This window comes from Acinetobacter sp. YH16053 (assembly GCF_013417035.1).
In the GTDB taxonomy this organism is placed as follows: Bacteria; Pseudomonadota; Gammaproteobacteria; order Pseudomonadales; family Moraxellaceae; genus Acinetobacter; species Acinetobacter towneri.
The window spans coordinates 1-15,220 of sequence record NZ_VPEP01000023.1 but is presented as its reverse complement, the minus strand read 5'-3'; the positions used below and the strand labels follow the sequence as shown (position 1 = coordinate 15,220).

Below are 15,220 nucleotides of genomic sequence, written 5' to 3'. Positions count from 1 at the left end.
TCCTTAATTTTGGCTTCACGGCGGGTTTTCTTTCAAATCGTTAAGAGCGCGTTTATGGATTCGCTTGTATTTTTTTCAGATAATGCTGCAGCATCGGCTTGGTCAATTCACCCATGTGATGATCGACCAATTCTCCTTGTGCATTAAAAAACAAAGTACTTGGCAAACCGAACATATTGAAGTGTTGTCCTAAACGAGCTGCAGGGTCTAATAACACGTGTTCAAACTGAAATCGATGTTTCTGTAAATAGGCTTGAATCTCTGCTGCAAATTCGCCTTGATTGGCAAATACAAAATTGACCTCAGGGAAATCTTGCTGTGCTTGTTGCATAACAGGCATTTCACGATGACAAACTGGACACCAAGTCGCCCAGAGATTAATCACCGTGGGCTGCCCTGAAAATTGAGCTAAATCTTGAGGTTGTTGCGCTAGGTTGTGCAATACTAGATTGGGATAGGCATGCTGCGTCTGCAAAGGTTGGATAAGACTCCAACCTACAACTTGTACTGTAATAAAGAGCGCAACTGCCCATGCCAGAACAACACGTTGAATAGCGCGATTTTTCCAGACAAACCACGCCACACCTGCCATAACTGCGGCAATCAGATGAAAGCCTTTGTCCTGAATTTTTAAAATATCAATCGGGTTGGCAAAGTACAGCTCATAATGCTGCAACACAAAAACTGCCCGCCCAACTAAAGCACCAATCCACAGCGCATTCCATAATGCATCCTGATAACCTGTCCAAGTCTGTGCATTCCATGTATAACGACGCTGAAAAAATTTACCCATTGCAAAGACGACAATCAGTCCTAGCAATAAAAACACCAATGGCCATGGAATCATCAACATGCCTAACTGCAAGACTGCGGATTGAATCATGGCGCAGCCTCTTGCAGTTGATGAATATTTTGAATCAATTGCGCTGCGTTATAAGCACCTGTTAGACGCAATTCACGTTGTTCCCGTTGTGGATCTGCCAAAAATAACAACGTTGGCGGCCCTAAAATCTGCCATTTTTTCAATAAGGCATCTTGTGAAGGATGCTGTTCGGTTAAGTCGAGTTTAATCCGCACCACATGCTTTAAAGCATCTTGCACATCGGTACGAGGAATCACATCACGCTCAATCGGCTGACACGCCACACACCAATCGGCATAGACATCAATCACAATCTTTTGATGAGCATGTGCGGCCAAAGCTGCATTCAACTCTTGTTCTGTGCGTACTTTGATCCATGGCTGTAATTGGTCTGCTTGTACCTGCGCATTGACACTGGCAATACTCTGATTGACATGCCAAATTCCACTACTGGCGATTACTGCCGCCAAAGCCAATAACGAAAAACGCTGTGGACGATGTAACACGTGGCGCAAAATTGCAATTAAATATGCAGCGAAGGCAAATAACACCACAGCAAAAGCAACATAGTACCAAGTCACAGAAAATAGCGGACGAGCAAAATACAAAGCCATTGCCAACATGATAAAACCAAAGCTAAATTTTAGCCGTTCCATCCACAAACCTGGCTTTGGCAAATATTTCGCGCCAAACACGCTGGCAATAAGTAAAGGAATTCCCATACCTAAACCGAGCAGGAACAAATATAAACCACCCAATGCTGCTTGATCCAAATGTGAGACGTATAGCAATGCTCCCGCTAAAGGCGCACTCATACATGGCCCGACAATCAGTGCAGAAATCACCCCCATAACGCCCGCACCCAATAAAGTACCGCCTTTTTGATATTGCTGAATACGATCTAAACGCTGTAACACTGCTTGTGGTAATGACAACTGATACAGTCCAAACAGGTTTAAAGCAAAGAGCACAAACAACATAGCAAAAACTGCAATCACTACGGGATTTTGGAACCAACGCTGTACGCTATAACCAATGTGTGACGCAACAACGCCCATCAAGCCATAGACTAGCGCCATACTGACGATAAAGGTGATCGCAATTGCTGCCGCTTTATAGCCTGTATTGCGCTGCACCAAAATGCCAGAAAGAATTGGAATCAGCGGCAATGAACACGGTAAAAAAGCCAGTAATACCCCAAAACCTAAAAAGATAAACGCATTCAGTAACAACCCTTGCCCAGACAATAAATTCAGGAAAAATTGATCATTGTTCCATTGCTGATTCAGACTCGTACTACTGGCTGTTTCCGTATTGCTTGAATTGGCTGATGCAGCGAATGTATTGTCTGTCAACGCCGTATCTGTATTTTCAATCTCTAAGGAATTTGCTAAATCAACGTTTTCTACTGGTTCAGGGGTAAGTTTAGGATCAGCTTGTGTTACAGCAACCGCATTTTCAGCAAGCTGTGCTTTGTTTTCTAGCGTTTGCTGTTCAAGTTTGAGTTCTTTTGTCGTTACAGTATTTGCAGTTGTCGTAACTTGTTTTTGTGTACTAGAACCATTGGCTTGATGCTTATCTGCATCATTTAAGTTAGTGTTTAAAGCAGCCTGATTATTCTGATTGAGTTGCTGAAGTAAATTACCTTTGCCCGCACTTAAATTATGCTGTGGCAATAAACCATCGGCATCGGTTTGAATCGTTTTACGCTGTACGGGATAACACAAACCATCTTCAGCGCAGCCTTGCCAAGTAATTTGATATTGCTGATTAGGCTTCACCTGAATCTGTGTTGTCACTTGCCCATAATGCACACGTGTCAGCCCGAAAGTCGGATCATCTTTTTCCTGCCCTGCAGGCAATTTAAAAGCAAGCGGCTTTTGAGCCTGACTGACTTTGAATTGATCGTGATATAAATAGTAATGCGGTACGACATCCCATTTCAGTTCAACCGTTTGTTCAGACAATGACGTCGCCTGAAACTTAAAAGCTTGATCGGACGCTAAAAATTCATTGGCAGCATTGACCCACACCGCACACAGACTCAACACAAAATAAGCAATGACGCGAATAAAAATCATGTATTTATACTAAAAATTAAAAAACTGACTGTATTATCGGTAAGTGTAGATTAAGAGAACATTAATAAAGATTTTTCTTTGTAAACTTGAGCATTGTAGGTGCCTAATCTAAATTTGTGGCGTGATCGAGATGTGTCATATATTGGGCTGACTGTGGTATAGGAGCAAATATGTTCGTCGTTTTGGTGGAAGATGATCCTTATATTGCCCAAAGTATTGTGGCAGCACTCGAATTTTTAAGTATTTCAGTCGAACACGTGAATAACGCGCGCGATGCCGATTACTTCATACGTCATAGTGCGGTAGATCTGTGCCTGCTCGATTTAGGTCTGCCTGACCAAGATGGTTTACAGTTACTCGAAAACTGGCGTAAAGATGCCATTCATATTCCAGTATTGGTATTAACCGCGCGGAATCATACTCAAGACTGCGTACAGGCGCTCAACTTAGGAGCAGATGACTACCTAACTAAACCTTTTGAATTAAATGAACTGATTGCCCGTGTATATGCATTAAGCCGCCGTCATCGTGGTTATTCATCGAACCAACTGCAAAGTGGTCAGTTACACATGAACCTCGATACACAAGAAGTCAGTTGGCATTCACAAAACATTCAGCTTTCACGCCGTGAATATAGCCTATTGGAAACCTTTTTACGGCATCCGAACCAAATCTTAAAAAATGAAGAACTGATAGATAAAGTGTATGGCTTTCAAGACAGTATCGAAAGCAATGCCTTAAATGTGCATATCTACCATTTACGGCATAAAATCCACCCCGATTTTATTCAAACGGTGCGTGGTGTCGGCTACATCTTTAAACCTGAGCTGCTGACATGAAAAACTACAGTCTGAAATGGCGTTTGGTATCGACCATCAGCTGTGCATTTATTTTGCTGTGGGTGATTGTCTTTGCATGGCTCTACCATGACTTGGAACAACGCTTACAAAATACGCTGGATGAACGACTTTCTACCTCAGCCCGTATGGTCGCCCGCCTGATTCAGCAACTGCCCCTAGAACAACTCACAGAAAGTTTGCATGCCGAATCAGAAAATGGCTTGCTACATAGTTTAATTGCTTGTGAAGTCTCTATTTTCCGTGCCGATGTTTCATTACCACAGCATGTGATTGCACGCACTCAAGGCGCACCGAAAAATTTAAAAAACCAACAAGTCGGTTTCAGCACATGGACAGAAAATGGACTGCAATGGCGTAGTTATGTACTGCGTGAAGGTGAAGTTCAGGTGGTGGTGGCTGAAAAAATTCAGTTACGGCAAAACCTACTTAAACAAATTTTACAGTCGGTACTGATTCCTTTACTGCTTACTTTGATTATTTGTATTTTGCTAATTTTGTGGATTATCCGTCTGGAGTTTTTACCGCTCGATCACATCACCCGCCACTTAATTCAGAAAAAACAATCTTTAGATGAAGCTTCTCGTTATTTAATTGAACTGAGATCACAAAAAATTCCTAAAGAAATTCAGCCTTTTGTCGATAACTTATTGATGCTGATTGAACGCCTACATAAAAGTCTGGAACACGAAAAAAACTTTAGTGCATTTGCTGCGCATGAACTGCGCACGCCGTTAACGGCTATTAAAACGCATGTGCAACTGAGCCAATTGATGTTGAATCAAACCGCATCTGCCCAAGATACAGCCAAAGTCATCGACAATTTAAAACACGCAGAACGCAGCATCCAACGTTATCAACAACTTTTGGAACAACTGTTATTGCTCAGTCAAACTGAAGCGGGTATTCAAGCGGCACATAGCCATGCAGATATGCGTAGCGTATTAGAAACAGTCTTGTCGGAACTGACTGTGGAATATCCCAATCTATCAGCGAAATTACAGATTGATTGGGCGAGTTTGGTAGCACAACACATTAATATTCCAGCGCCTGCGTTGCACATGGTACTGAAAAACTTGATTCAAAATGCTTATTTGCATGCAGAGGATGCGCCAAACATTCAAATTTATATGCAAGACCTGCAATTGATCATTGCAGACCAAGGCAAAAGCCTGAATGAAGATGATTTTACCATTCTGACTCAGCGTTTTTGGCGTAAATCTGCGCATAAACAAGGCTATGGCTTAGGTCTAACTCTAGTCAAAGTATTATTAGAGCAATATGGCTACCTACTTCAATTTCAGGCTAACCAACCGCAAGGTTTAAAAGTGATTGTCAGTTTTGATGCAGCACCTTCTGCAACAGAGAAACAACAGACGGATTAAGCTTTTCTGAGCTTTAACAGCAAATAAAGCAAGATTCAGAACAAGATCACTTAACTTTTGCCAATACCGAACATATTGCTCTACTTTACGATAACGCCATTTTTAAGGTGATTTTTGAAATAAAAGGTCAATGCGTTCTAAAGTTTTATCTATGATGTAGATGCTGCGGGCTATTGAGTAGAAGAACATTGGCTAGAAAAAAATTGCTGAAACTTTCATCACCGTTTTTTTGTTCGATACCACGTCATATTTTTAAATGAGGTAGATATCCGTGCAGATCGTGCATGTTCTTGGTCTTGTGATCAATCTACAACTTAATTAAAGTGTACATAAAACCAACAGCACCCCACTCAAAATATAATACGCAGCGTAGGAGCATCTATTCCAGACTAAAATATAGATAAATATATCAATCAAAGCATTCCATTTAAGCTCATGTTTTATTTAAATAAAGTTGAATTTTTAAAATATCTTATTATCGAAATGATCTTTCTATCGAATCCATAACCACTTGAACGATGATCACAAAACGTATTAGATGATCCACTGCAGTTTGTGTGGTCATCTACTTTGAATGAACTGAAAAAATGGAATCGCCATTTTTTATAAACAGCAACGAAATATCATGCTATAAAGAAATGCGATATTGATGTTGGTTGTTTTCTGGCTTTGACATTCCGAATCAAACCAGTTCAAGTCACTCGCTTGATCAGTCGTTACAGAAAACAAATGAATAGATTTGGTCAGTTGTTTTAGAATATAAAAATCAGCAAAAAAAACTAAAAATGTAATTTTTTAACATTGCGAATTCCCTGCAAAGTTTTCATTATAGAGCCTCATTTTGGCACACGCTTTCTACGTCAAATTAAACAAATTACAAAAAAAATGTGGAATTTTATGCCATAATTAGCAAACTTTGCAGACATCTTGCAAAGTATTATTGCAATTATTTATTGGAGTAAGCGGAATGAGTTCGACCATTTTGGTTATTCATGGACCGAATCTAAATTTGCTAGGAAAGCGTGAACCCGAAGTTTATGGTTACCTCACTCTTGAGGATATAAATCAACAGCTCATTTCACAAGCGCAAAAAGCATCAATTTCTATAGATACTTTCCAAAGTAATTGGGAAGGCGCAATTGTAGACCGAATTCATCAAGCCGCGTTAGATGGCACACAATATATCATTATTAACCCTGCTGCATTAACGCATACCTCTGTTGCGGTACGTGATGCCTTGTTAGGGGTCGCTATTCCATTTCTTGAAGTCCATTTGTCGAATGTGCATGCACGTGAGGCGTTTAGACATCATTCATATTTATCAGACAAAGCCATTGGTGTGATTTGCGGTTTAGGCGCAAAAGGCTATGCCGCAGCACTCGACTTTGTTCTTGAAAAAATTCAACCTACTACACAATCTTAAACTAGGAATACTGTCCATGGATATTCGTAAAATCAAGAAACTCATCGACTTGATGATTGAATCTGACTTACAAGCGATTGAAGTTAAAGAAGGCGATCAGTCGATTGCATTAACTCGTCGCAGTCCAGTAGTAGCGGCAGCAGTTCCTGCAATGCCTGCACCTTCTGCAGAAGTACCATCTGCACCTAAATCTTCACCACGTGGTGCAGTTGAAACTTCTCCAATGGTTGGCGTGTTCTATGCAGCACCAAGCCCAGGTGAAGCACCATTTATTAAAGTGGGTCAAACTGTTTCTGCTGGTGAAACGCTTGGTATTATTGAAGCAATGAAAATCATGAACCCAATTGAAGCAACTCAAAGTGGCGTGATTGAAGAAATTCTAGTTAAAAATGGCGAAGTGATTCAATTTGGTCAACCACTCTTCCGCTACCGCGCTTAAGACCTCGGGGATTCACAATGTTGCAAAAAGTTTTAATTGCAAACCGTGGTGAGATTGCCCTGCGCATCACCCGAGCTTGCAAAACTTTAGGGATCAAAACCGTGGGTATCTATTCAGATGCCGATAAAGACCTGATGCACTTACGCTTTTGTGATGAAGCCGTGTGTATTGGTCCAGGTGCGAGCAGTGAAAGTTACCTGAATATTCCTGCAATTATTACTGCAGCAGAAATTACAGGTGCAGATGCCATTCACCCTGGTTATGGTTTCCTTGCCGAAAATGCCGAATTTGCTGAAATTGTAGAAAGTTCAGGTTTCATTTTCATTGGTCCACGCCCTGAGCATATTCGCTTAATGGGTAACAAAGTTTCTGCAATTACTGCAATGCGTAAAGCTGGCGTACCAACTGTACCGGGTTCAGCACACGCCGTTACACCACACAATGCTTTAGCTGAAGCCAAAGAAATTGGTTTCCCGCTCATTGTAAAAGCGGCTGCTGGTGGTGGTGGTCGTGGTATGCGTATTGTAGAACGTGTAGATACCCTGCTTGAATCAGTTCAAGCGGCTCAACGTGATGCAGAAATGTGGTTTGGTGATGATACGGTCTATATGGAACGTTTCTTACAAAAACCACGCCACGTAGAAGTACAAGTATTGGCTGATGGTAATGGTCACGCAATTCACCTTTATGACCGCGACTGTTCTTTACAACGCCGTCACCAAAAAGTACTTGAAGAAGCGCCAGCACCTAACTTACCAGAACAAGCACGTGCCGATATTTTAGAAGCGTGTGTTAATGCATGTAAATTAATGCAATACCGTGGTGCAGGTACTTTCGAATTCTTATTTGAAGATGACGAATACTTCTTCATTGAAATGAATACCCGTGTTCAAGTTGAGCACCCTGTAACTGAAATGGTGACAGGCATCGACATCATTGAACAACAATTGCGTATTGCTGCAGGTCTAGGTTTAGACATTGAGCAAGATCAGGTTGAAATTCGTGGTCACGCAATCGAATGTCGTATTAACGCTGAAGACCCAACTACCTTCTTACCTTCACCAGGTAAAATTGAACACTTCTATGCTCCAGGTGGCGCAGGTGTTCGTGTAGATTCACACATCTACGAAGGTTATAGCATTCCGCCGTATTACGACTCAATGATTGCTAAACTGATTGTGCATGGTAAAGATCGTGAAACCAGTATTGCGCGTATGCGTCAAGCTTTGGATGAAACTATCTTAACAGGAATTAAAACCAACATTCCTTTGCACAAAGACTTGATTCTGCAAGATAAAAACTTCTGCAAACAAGCAATGGATATTCACTATCTTGAAAAGCATTTGCTAAAGCAACTTGCAGGCAATGAAGAAGAAAAAGCATAAGCAATTTAAGGTTGCTTAAGTTTAAAATGAAGAGCTGATGATTCAACATCAGCTCTTTTTTATTGTTGAGAATAAAAGCTAAACCGTTCATCTATGCAGATCAGTGTGAAGAAAAAAACAATACTCCAAATGAAGTATTGGTTTAAAATTGACTTAAAAACTGAGATCATTTTAGATCATCGAATGATGCAAAATACTAGACAAGATTAATCTAAAAACTCAGTCATGAATGCCAATACCTCTGCTGTTTTTTCGGCATGCAACCAATGCCCTGCATGAGCGACTGTTTCAACTTTTGCGTGAGGAAACTGTGCTTGAATAGCGGCATAATGCTCAGGTAACTCAATATAAGGTGAATTACCGCCACGAATAAACAAAGTATTGACATCACTATGCACCGTCTGCCATGACAAAATTTCGGCATAATGTTCATGTAGCGCATTTAAGTTAAATAACCATTGCCCTTTGCTAAATGACTTCATCAAAAATTGCACAACCATTTCTTCTTGAAGATGCTCACGCATAATTTCCATTGCCGCTTGGCGACTTTCAACTTGTGCATCTTGCACAGCAAACAAGGCTGTAAAAATTTGATCGTGACGATTTTCAGGATAAGCAAAAGGACAAATATCCAATAAAACCAATTGCTGTAAACGCCCAGCAGCCAGAGGAGCTAAAGTCATTGCAACTTTACCGCCCATTGAATGCCCAACCACAGAAAACTGTTCGATATTCAAGCTGTTCAACGTTTCTAAAACATCTTGTGCCATTGCTGCATAATTCATGTCATCACAATGCGCAGACTTACCATGATTGCGCACATCTAATTGAATTACGGTGCGCTGTTCTTGAAATGCACGTGCGAGCATGCCTAAATTACTCAAACTACCAAATAAACCATGAATAAAAACCAAAGGTGGCAATGTAGATTCAGGCTGATTTTGCGTGATTTGATAATTTAACAACATAAAATAGACTCTAAACTTGAATTCAAATGATTGATCTATTTAATGAGTTTTGAGTTTATAAATCAAATTTTATATGTGCTTTTTACGGTGAAACTTATAATATTGCTTAGGCTATTTGTGTGAGCCTAAGCAATAACATACAAGATGAACTTTTCTTAAAATTTTATTTAAAGTAATTCAAAGGCAACTTCAAATAACGAATACCATTGGCCTCAGGTTGTGGAAACTTGCCTGCATCCATATTGATTTGAATGGATGGCAGAATCAATTTAGGCATCGTTAAAGTGGCGTCACGTTGGGTTCGCATTTCAATAAACTCAGCTTTGCTTACCCCTGTATGAATATGAATATTCTGCTCTTTTTGAGTTTTGAGCAGCGTTTCGTGTTCATATTTTTCACGTGATTCTGGTAGATAATCATGGCATAAGAACACACGTGTTTCTTCAGGCAATGCATATAGTGTTTGCACAGAATCGTACAACTGCCCTGCACTGCCTTTCGGGAAATCACAACGTGCCGTACCATAATCAGGCATAAACAAAGTATCACCTACAAATACAGCATCACCGATCACATAGCTTAAACAAGCAGGCGTATGCCCCGGTGTAGGGATGTTATAGGCTTGTAATTCACCAATCATAAAAGTTTCATGATCGTCAAACAGATAATCAAATGATTGGTGTGAATTGAAATACTTGATATCCAAGTTATAGATGGCACTAAATGTTTCTTGCACAATCGAAATTTTATGGCTCATGGCAATTTTACCACCCAGCTGCTCTTTTAAATATTGAGAAGCTGTCAGGTGGTCGGCATGCACATGCGTTTCTAAAATCCATTCAACCGTTAATTCATTTTTATGGATGTAAGCAATGATTTCATCAGCATGAATTGTTGAAGTAGTCGCAGATGCAGGGTCATAATCCAACACGCTGTCAATGATGGCACATTGACGTGTTGCAGGATCACTCACCACATAACTGAATGTATTGGTATTTTCATCAAAAAAATGCTGAATATCTACGTGCATCTTATGCTCCTGCAATCTTACGATGAATGAGAATCCCCACCAACATCGCAACAATAAAATAGATTGCTTGATAATAACCTAAACCAATCAAGGTTAAACTTGGCGCAGGACAAATTCCTGCAACGCCCCAACCGATACCAAAGATAAAACTACCTGTGATCAGTTTAGAGTCAATTTGAGTTTGTTTAGGCAAATCAATTGGTTCATTTAAAATGGTTTTTGGTTCAGCTTGACGCATAATTCTTTGGAATGGAATAAAGGCAACTGCAATTGCCCCCATCATAACAAATGCCAGACTTGCATCCCATGTACCGAAAAGATCGAGGAAGTTTAAAACTTTTTCAGGATTCGACATACCAGAAAGAATCAATCCAACTGAAAAAATACCACCAAAAACAAAGGCTAAGAAATTTTTCATTTAGAATGCTCCTGTGATATGGCGGATAACATAAACGGTAATAAAGCCAGCTAACATAAAGGTACCTGTTGCTGCAATGGAACGCTTAGATAAACGACTCATGCCACAAATACCATGACCACTGGTACAACCCGAACCCAAACGAGTACCAAAACCAACCAATAATCCCGCCACAATCATCATCAAAGGGCTTGCATTCAATTCAACTTTAGGTTGAGCCACGATGCCATAGAAAAAAGGCACAATGAAAATACCTAACACAAACCACAATGCAGGCGTTTTGAACAGCGTTTGCGGATTTAACACTTGAGCCAGTAAACCACTAATGCCTGCAATACGACCATGAACATATAAATAGCCCACGACTGCAAGACCAAGTAATCCACCACCGATTAATGCCAGCAGATAATCATGCATTTTGAACACCCAAAACAATATATGTTTTTATAATATATTATTGTAATTATTATTCAACTATTCTCTTGTAAGTTTTGTAAACTTCATCTGACTATTCGTCTATGTTTGCGATGTGAGAGAGATTTCGCAAGTTTTTGGCTGATATTAAGTCATAAGGCAGAAAATTTAGTCATTCTAAATGACTGCCTCATAACGTAATAAAGATATATCAAAATAGACAGCAACGACAAAAGTTGAGGGCATTAGACTCATTTGTGAGCAAGCGCAATAAGTTCTTTTTTATGCCGACGAATTACACGTTTAGCAGCATCTAACATAATGCGATTGGTAGTCTCATCATCACCAAAGTCAATAGGTTTAGCTGGACACATTGGACGAGCTTTTCGATCTTCGATTGTGTAGTCTTTAAGACGCTTACCCATACTGCACCTCTCAGAATTTCTTAACTTTCACTAATATAACATAAAATTTAGTTTGTTAAAAAATCATCAATACGAGTTTTTAATTACCCTATTTATTGCTTAAAGATAACTTTTTTTGTTATTAAATGGTCGCTTAGAACAAGAATCACTGAGATGAAACGAATAGGAATAGTTGCTACATTCATACAAGAACAAGCATCTGTGTGCTTTGGACTCAAAACAATATAAAGTTCAACATATCATGCATCTACAATATCTACAAAATTAGCATTTAAAACTTTTGCCAAATCGCTTGGTGTTAAACCAATATCTAATCCCCGCTTCCCTCCACTCACATACATAGTTGCAAGCTGTTGAGCGGATGCATCAATCACTGTTTTCAGTTGTTTCTTCTGCCCAATTGGACTAATGCCCCCAACCAAATAACCTGTCAAACGCTCAGCATCTTTAGGATCAGCCATGTGTACTTTTTTACACTGAAAAGCAGCCGCAACTTTTTTAAGATTTAATTGGTAATGGACAGGTAAAATCGCCACAAAATAATGCTTATCATCACTGACCAATAAAGTTTTAAATACTTCTGTGACATCTAAGCCTAACTTCTCCGCAGCTTCTAAACCAAAACTTTTAGCATTATGATCATGTTCATATTCATGCATAGAAAATTGAATTTTCTTGGCTTTTAAAAGTTTAGCTGCTGGAGTCATTGAAAAAAAACTGTAAAAAACGATGCTCAAATTATACGCTTGATTGAGATTAAAAGTGAATTCGCTTAGGCCATTTTTAAATATAAAAGTAACTATCGAAAAAATAGCCTAAAATCATTAACTTGGTTTACGTGAATTTTCAACCAACACGTTAGCTAAGCGCTGTGCATGCGCAATCACGCGATCCAACCAACGTTGTGCCGCCAACAACTCTAAACCTGTCGCAGCATTGAGCTGATTCACGGCAATATATTGCAGCATTTTTTCACGGTTTTCGGCACGTTGATCTTCTGTCCATTTTTTCAAATTAGATAATTCGGTATTTAGACTTAGTACATGTTTATGCACATCAAAATCATCCATTTCTTTTAGATGTTCATCAAGAATTTGTACAAAATCTAAGCCAACTTGATAAATTGCAGGTTGGGTGCGTATTTCTTTTGCTAAAGTAATATTTTCCAAATCACTTCGTAAAACACGTAAATACACCATCAAACGAAGCATCGCCATTAAACGCTGTTGATCGGCTTCATTTTCTGAAATCGACATTTCTTCCAAATAGCGTTGGACTTGAATGAGTACTTCATCTAGCTGTAATAAACGTACTTTTGAAGGTAATCTTCCCTCTTGGATAGCCAGTTTTAGCATCACCAAAACGTCATACAAACTATGGTAAATCACCTTTGATGCAGCATGAATAGCCAAGGCGGGCACAGATAAACTCGCTTGATCGAGATAACATAAAACCGATTGAGTTTGATCGGGGATAATTTTCATAATCAGTTTTTCGAACTGACGGATAAAAGGCAAAATAATCAAAGTACCAGAAATACTGAATGCTGTATGAAATGCAGCAACAATCACCACATTGTCCCATGTTGCCATAAGACGTTGATTTTGTGTTAGCTCAAGAAATAACGGTTTTAAAATAATAAAAGCAAAAATGGCTGAAATGATGTTAAAAATCACATGAACCGCTACAGTACGTTTGGCATTTGCAGTTGAACCAATTGCAGCAATAATGGCTGTCGCCACCGTACCAATATTCTGTCCAATCACCAAACCTAAAGCCTGTTGCAAATCAATCGCACCACTGGCCAATGCTGCTAAGGTCGCGGTAATTGCAGCACTTGAAGATTGCAACAGAATGGTCATGATAATACCGACCAAAACCAAACTGAGTTGCGCAATCAAAGATCTACTTGAAAATACTGATAAATCGACACGTTCAGCAAAACCTGACATGGCAACTTGCAACATATCAATGCCAAGGAAAATCAGACTAAAACCTGCCAATGTCATTCCAAATAATGCAACTCGCCCCTGACTAAATAATTTGAGCATTGCACCCAAACCCAGCAAAGGTAATGCAAAACTGGTGATGGAAAATTTAACACCTAAAAATGCCACCATCCAACCCGTACTGGTTGTGCCAATATTCGCACCAATAATGACACCAATTGCCTGAGCAAAAGTAAGAATCCCCGCACTAACAAAACCAATCGTGGCTAAAGTTGTTGCCGTAGAAGACTGTACAATTAAAGTTAAACCGATGCCTGAAAGCACAGCTTTAATGGGTGAACCTGTGAACTTAGACAACCAAATACGCAAGGTTTCCCCTGCCATATCTTTTAAGCTGTCCGTCATCATGGTCATACCAATCAAAAATAGGCCAATACCACCACATAATTGTACAAAGACTTCTAACACACTTACTCCCTGTGCAATAAGCAATTTTCAAAGTGCTAAAAAGCCGATATTGTACGTACTTTTATCTTAAAATTGCAGTTTATTTGTTCTATTCCAATAGTTTATATTAAATAAAAAACTTGTCATCAATTTGACATATTATTAAAACCTAAGGATAGATCAGACTCCATTGGTTTATCCAATCATTCGATAAAACAAAACGAAACCTCTGTATTATGCTGACACGATACAATTCAAATCTTCAGTTCACTTGACTGAACCAATCGCTCACCTCAAAATCAGTATATATACTCACATACGCCAAAATGACAGATATAGTTTTAATATGATTTTTAATGCATTTAGAAAATATCCATCTATAAAAATATTCAGTATTGGTTGTACTGTTTTAACGTTAGCAGCCTGCTCTCCACTAGGAGGTGGCTCTCTTGCAAAACGCTCAGCTAAACTTTCTACAGGGATCCAAAAGGCTTATGCTGTGCATCCTGATACAGCAAATCGTGTAGCACCAATCATTGTACAAAGTGCAGAACAACATAATGTTGATCCTCTGCTTGTCGCTGCAGTTATTAGACAAGAATCGAATTATCGTGCCTATGCTGTTTCACCTTCAGGTGCAGTTGGGTTCACACAAATTATTCCACGTTATTGGCAGCAGACTTGTCCTGGCGATTTATTCCATGAACATACCAATATCAACTGTGGTACATTTATTTTAAATCATTATAAAAATCAGTCGGGTAAATGGCCTAAAGCTTTGGCCTATTACAATGTGGGACCTACTGGCTACAATAGTAATCGAAAAATGAAAAAGCAAGGTAAACGCTACGCGAAACAAGTCAAACAGCACCAAAAAAACTTAAAAGATGCACTTTAATTTTGACTTACTAGCTTAATAAAGTAGCCAATACCCGTTGAATTAAAGCCATCCTCAGATGGTTTTATTTTCCTTTCTTTTTCTACTTTTCTTCTTAATATTTTCTTTCCCTCATAAAAAAACACCCCCAACGCTAGTTGAGGGTGTTTGAATAATGAGCTGGCGATGACTTACTCTCACATGGGTAACCCCACACTACCATCAGCGCGAAGAGGTTTCACTTCTGAGTTCGGGAAGGG

General features: G+C 39.4%; 15 protein-coding genes. 6 read left to right on the top strand and 9 right to left on the bottom strand.

Annotated features, from left to right (window positions below; genetic code table 11):
* Positions 1–52 precede the first annotated feature (52 nt).
* Positions 53–883, bottom strand: coding sequence for a TlpA disulfide reductase family protein (locus tag FTV43_RS12570; protein WP_104851946.1), 831 nt, complete (start codon positions 881–883; stop codon positions 53–55).
* A complete protein-coding gene (gene dsbD / locus FTV43_RS12565; protein WP_179995608.1) occupies positions 880–2,943 on the bottom strand; it encodes a protein-disulfide reductase DsbD in 2,064 nt (687 codons plus the stop codon). The genes FTV43_RS12570 and dsbD overlap by 4 nt, the downstream gene beginning before the upstream one ends.
* Before the next feature lie 170 nt (positions 2,944–3,113).
* On the opposite strand from dsbD, the gene FTV43_RS12560 reads away from it, so the two are divergent.
* From FTV43_RS12560 to accC, 5 genes are all read left to right on the top strand, one after another.
* Positions 3,114–3,782 (top strand): response regulator transcription factor, encoded by a 669-nt coding sequence (locus tag FTV43_RS12560; RefSeq protein WP_104851944.1) that lies wholly within the window; start codon positions 3,114–3,116, stop codon positions 3,780–3,782.
* On the top strand, positions 3,779–5,185 hold the full coding sequence (locus FTV43_RS12555; protein WP_179995607.1) for an ATP-binding protein: 1,407 nt from the start codon (positions 3,779–3,781) through the stop codon (positions 5,183–5,185). The genes FTV43_RS12560 and FTV43_RS12555 overlap by 4 nt, the downstream gene beginning before the upstream one ends.
* Before the next feature lie 967 nt (positions 5,186–6,152).
* The gene (gene aroQ, locus FTV43_RS12550; protein ID WP_096902340.1) at positions 6,153–6,608 is read left to right on the top strand and encodes a type II 3-dehydroquinate dehydratase; all 456 of its coding nucleotides are present in this window, start codon (positions 6,153–6,155) and stop codon (positions 6,606–6,608) included.
* A gap of 16 nt (positions 6,609–6,624) precedes the next feature.
* The gene (gene accB / locus FTV43_RS12545) at positions 6,625–7,047 is read left to right on the top strand and encodes an acetyl-CoA carboxylase biotin carboxyl carrier protein (protein WP_004973838.1); all 423 of its coding nucleotides are present in this window, start codon (positions 6,625–6,627) and stop codon (positions 7,045–7,047) included.
* 17 nt (positions 7,048–7,064) lie between these two features.
* Positions 7,065–8,432, top strand: coding sequence for an acetyl-CoA carboxylase biotin carboxylase subunit (accC, locus tag FTV43_RS12540; protein WP_179995606.1), 1,368 nt, complete (start codon positions 7,065–7,067; stop codon positions 8,430–8,432).
* 206 nt (positions 8,433–8,638) lie between these two features.
* Here accC and FTV43_RS12535 read toward each other — a convergent pair whose 3' ends face one another.
* The 7 genes from FTV43_RS12535 to FTV43_RS12505 form a co-directional block, all read right to left on the bottom strand.
* The gene (locus tag FTV43_RS12535) at positions 8,639–9,400 is read right to left on the bottom strand and encodes an alpha/beta fold hydrolase (protein ID WP_096902339.1); all 762 of its coding nucleotides are present in this window, start codon (positions 9,398–9,400) and stop codon (positions 8,639–8,641) included.
* Positions 9,401–9,563: 163 nt separating this feature from the next.
* Positions 9,564–10,430: an MBL fold metallo-hydrolase gene (locus FTV43_RS12530; RefSeq protein ID WP_179995605.1), complete on the bottom strand. Its 867-nt coding sequence runs from the start codon at positions 10,428–10,430 to the stop codon at positions 9,564–9,566.
* 1 nt (position 10,431) lies between these two features.
* Positions 10,432–10,848, bottom strand: coding sequence for a DUF6691 family protein (locus FTV43_RS12525; protein ID WP_167845996.1), 417 nt, complete (start codon positions 10,846–10,848; stop codon positions 10,432–10,434).
* Complete coding sequence (locus FTV43_RS12520) at positions 10,849–11,265, bottom strand: YeeE/YedE family protein (RefSeq protein ID WP_167845995.1); 417 nt, start codon at positions 11,263–11,265, stop codon at positions 10,849–10,851. It lies immediately after the preceding gene.
* A gap of 248 nt (positions 11,266–11,513) precedes the next feature.
* Positions 11,514–11,687 (bottom strand): hypothetical protein, encoded by a 174-nt coding sequence (locus FTV43_RS12515; protein WP_004973856.1) that lies wholly within the window; start codon positions 11,685–11,687, stop codon positions 11,514–11,516.
* 239 nt (positions 11,688–11,926) lie between these two features.
* Positions 11,927–12,394 (bottom strand): Cys-tRNA(Pro) deacylase, encoded by a 468-nt coding sequence (gene ybaK / locus FTV43_RS12510; RefSeq protein ID WP_004973860.1) that lies wholly within the window; start codon positions 12,392–12,394, stop codon positions 11,927–11,929.
* Positions 12,395–12,511: 117 nt separating this feature from the next.
* On the bottom strand, positions 12,512–14,104 hold the full coding sequence (locus tag FTV43_RS12505) for a Na/Pi cotransporter family protein (RefSeq protein WP_179995604.1): 1,593 nt from the start codon (positions 14,102–14,104) through the stop codon (positions 12,512–12,514).
* 325 nt (positions 14,105–14,429) lie between these two features.
* Here FTV43_RS12505 and FTV43_RS12500 point away from each other — a divergent pair, with 325 nt between their 5' ends.
* The gene (locus tag FTV43_RS12500) at positions 14,430–14,981 is read left to right on the top strand and encodes a lytic transglycosylase domain-containing protein (RefSeq protein WP_004973862.1); all 552 of its coding nucleotides are present in this window, start codon (positions 14,430–14,432) and stop codon (positions 14,979–14,981) included.
* Positions 14,982–15,220 lie beyond the last annotated feature (239 nt).

Excerpts from the sequence above, each read along its gene's own strand:
- FTV43_RS12570 (WP_104851946.1), bottom strand. The coding sequence starts at position 883 with ATGATTCAATCCGCAGTCTTGCAGTTAGGCATGTTGATGATTCCATGG.
- dsbD (WP_179995608.1), bottom strand. The coding sequence starts at position 2,943 with ATGATTTTTATTCGCGTCATTGCTTATTTTGTGTTGAGTCTGTGTGCG.
- FTV43_RS12560 (WP_104851944.1), top strand. The coding sequence starts at position 3,114 with ATGTTCGTCGTTTTGGTGGAAGATGATCCTTATATTGCCCAAAGTATT.
- FTV43_RS12555 (WP_179995607.1), top strand. The coding sequence starts at position 3,779 with ATGAAAAACTACAGTCTGAAATGGCGTTTGGTATCGACCATCAGCTGT.
- aroQ (WP_096902340.1), top strand. The coding sequence starts at position 6,153 with ATGAGTTCGACCATTTTGGTTATTCATGGACCGAATCTAAATTTGCTA.
- accB (WP_004973838.1), top strand. The coding sequence starts at position 6,625 with ATGGATATTCGTAAAATCAAGAAACTCATCGACTTGATGATTGAATCT.
- accC (WP_179995606.1), top strand. The coding sequence starts at position 7,065 with ATGTTGCAAAAAGTTTTAATTGCAAACCGTGGTGAGATTGCCCTGCGC.
- FTV43_RS12535 (WP_096902339.1), bottom strand. The coding sequence starts at position 9,400 with ATGTTGTTAAATTATCAAATCACGCAAAATCAGCCTGAATCTACATTG.
- FTV43_RS12530 (WP_179995605.1), bottom strand. The coding sequence starts at position 10,430 with ATGCACGTAGATATTCAGCATTTTTTTGATGAAAATACCAATACATTC.
- FTV43_RS12525 (WP_167845996.1), bottom strand. The coding sequence starts at position 10,848 with ATGAAAAATTTCTTAGCCTTTGTTTTTGGTGGTATTTTTTCAGTTGGA.
- FTV43_RS12520 (WP_167845995.1), bottom strand. The coding sequence starts at position 11,265 with ATGCATGATTATCTGCTGGCATTAATCGGTGGTGGATTACTTGGTCTT.
- FTV43_RS12515 (WP_004973856.1), bottom strand. The coding sequence starts at position 11,687 with ATGGGTAAGCGTCTTAAAGACTACACAATCGAAGATCGAAAAGCTCGT.
- ybaK (WP_004973860.1), bottom strand. The coding sequence starts at position 12,394 with ATGACTCCAGCAGCTAAACTTTTAAAAGCCAAGAAAATTCAATTTTCT.
- FTV43_RS12500 (WP_004973862.1), top strand. The coding sequence starts at position 14,430 with ATGATTTTTAATGCATTTAGAAAATATCCATCTATAAAAATATTCAGT.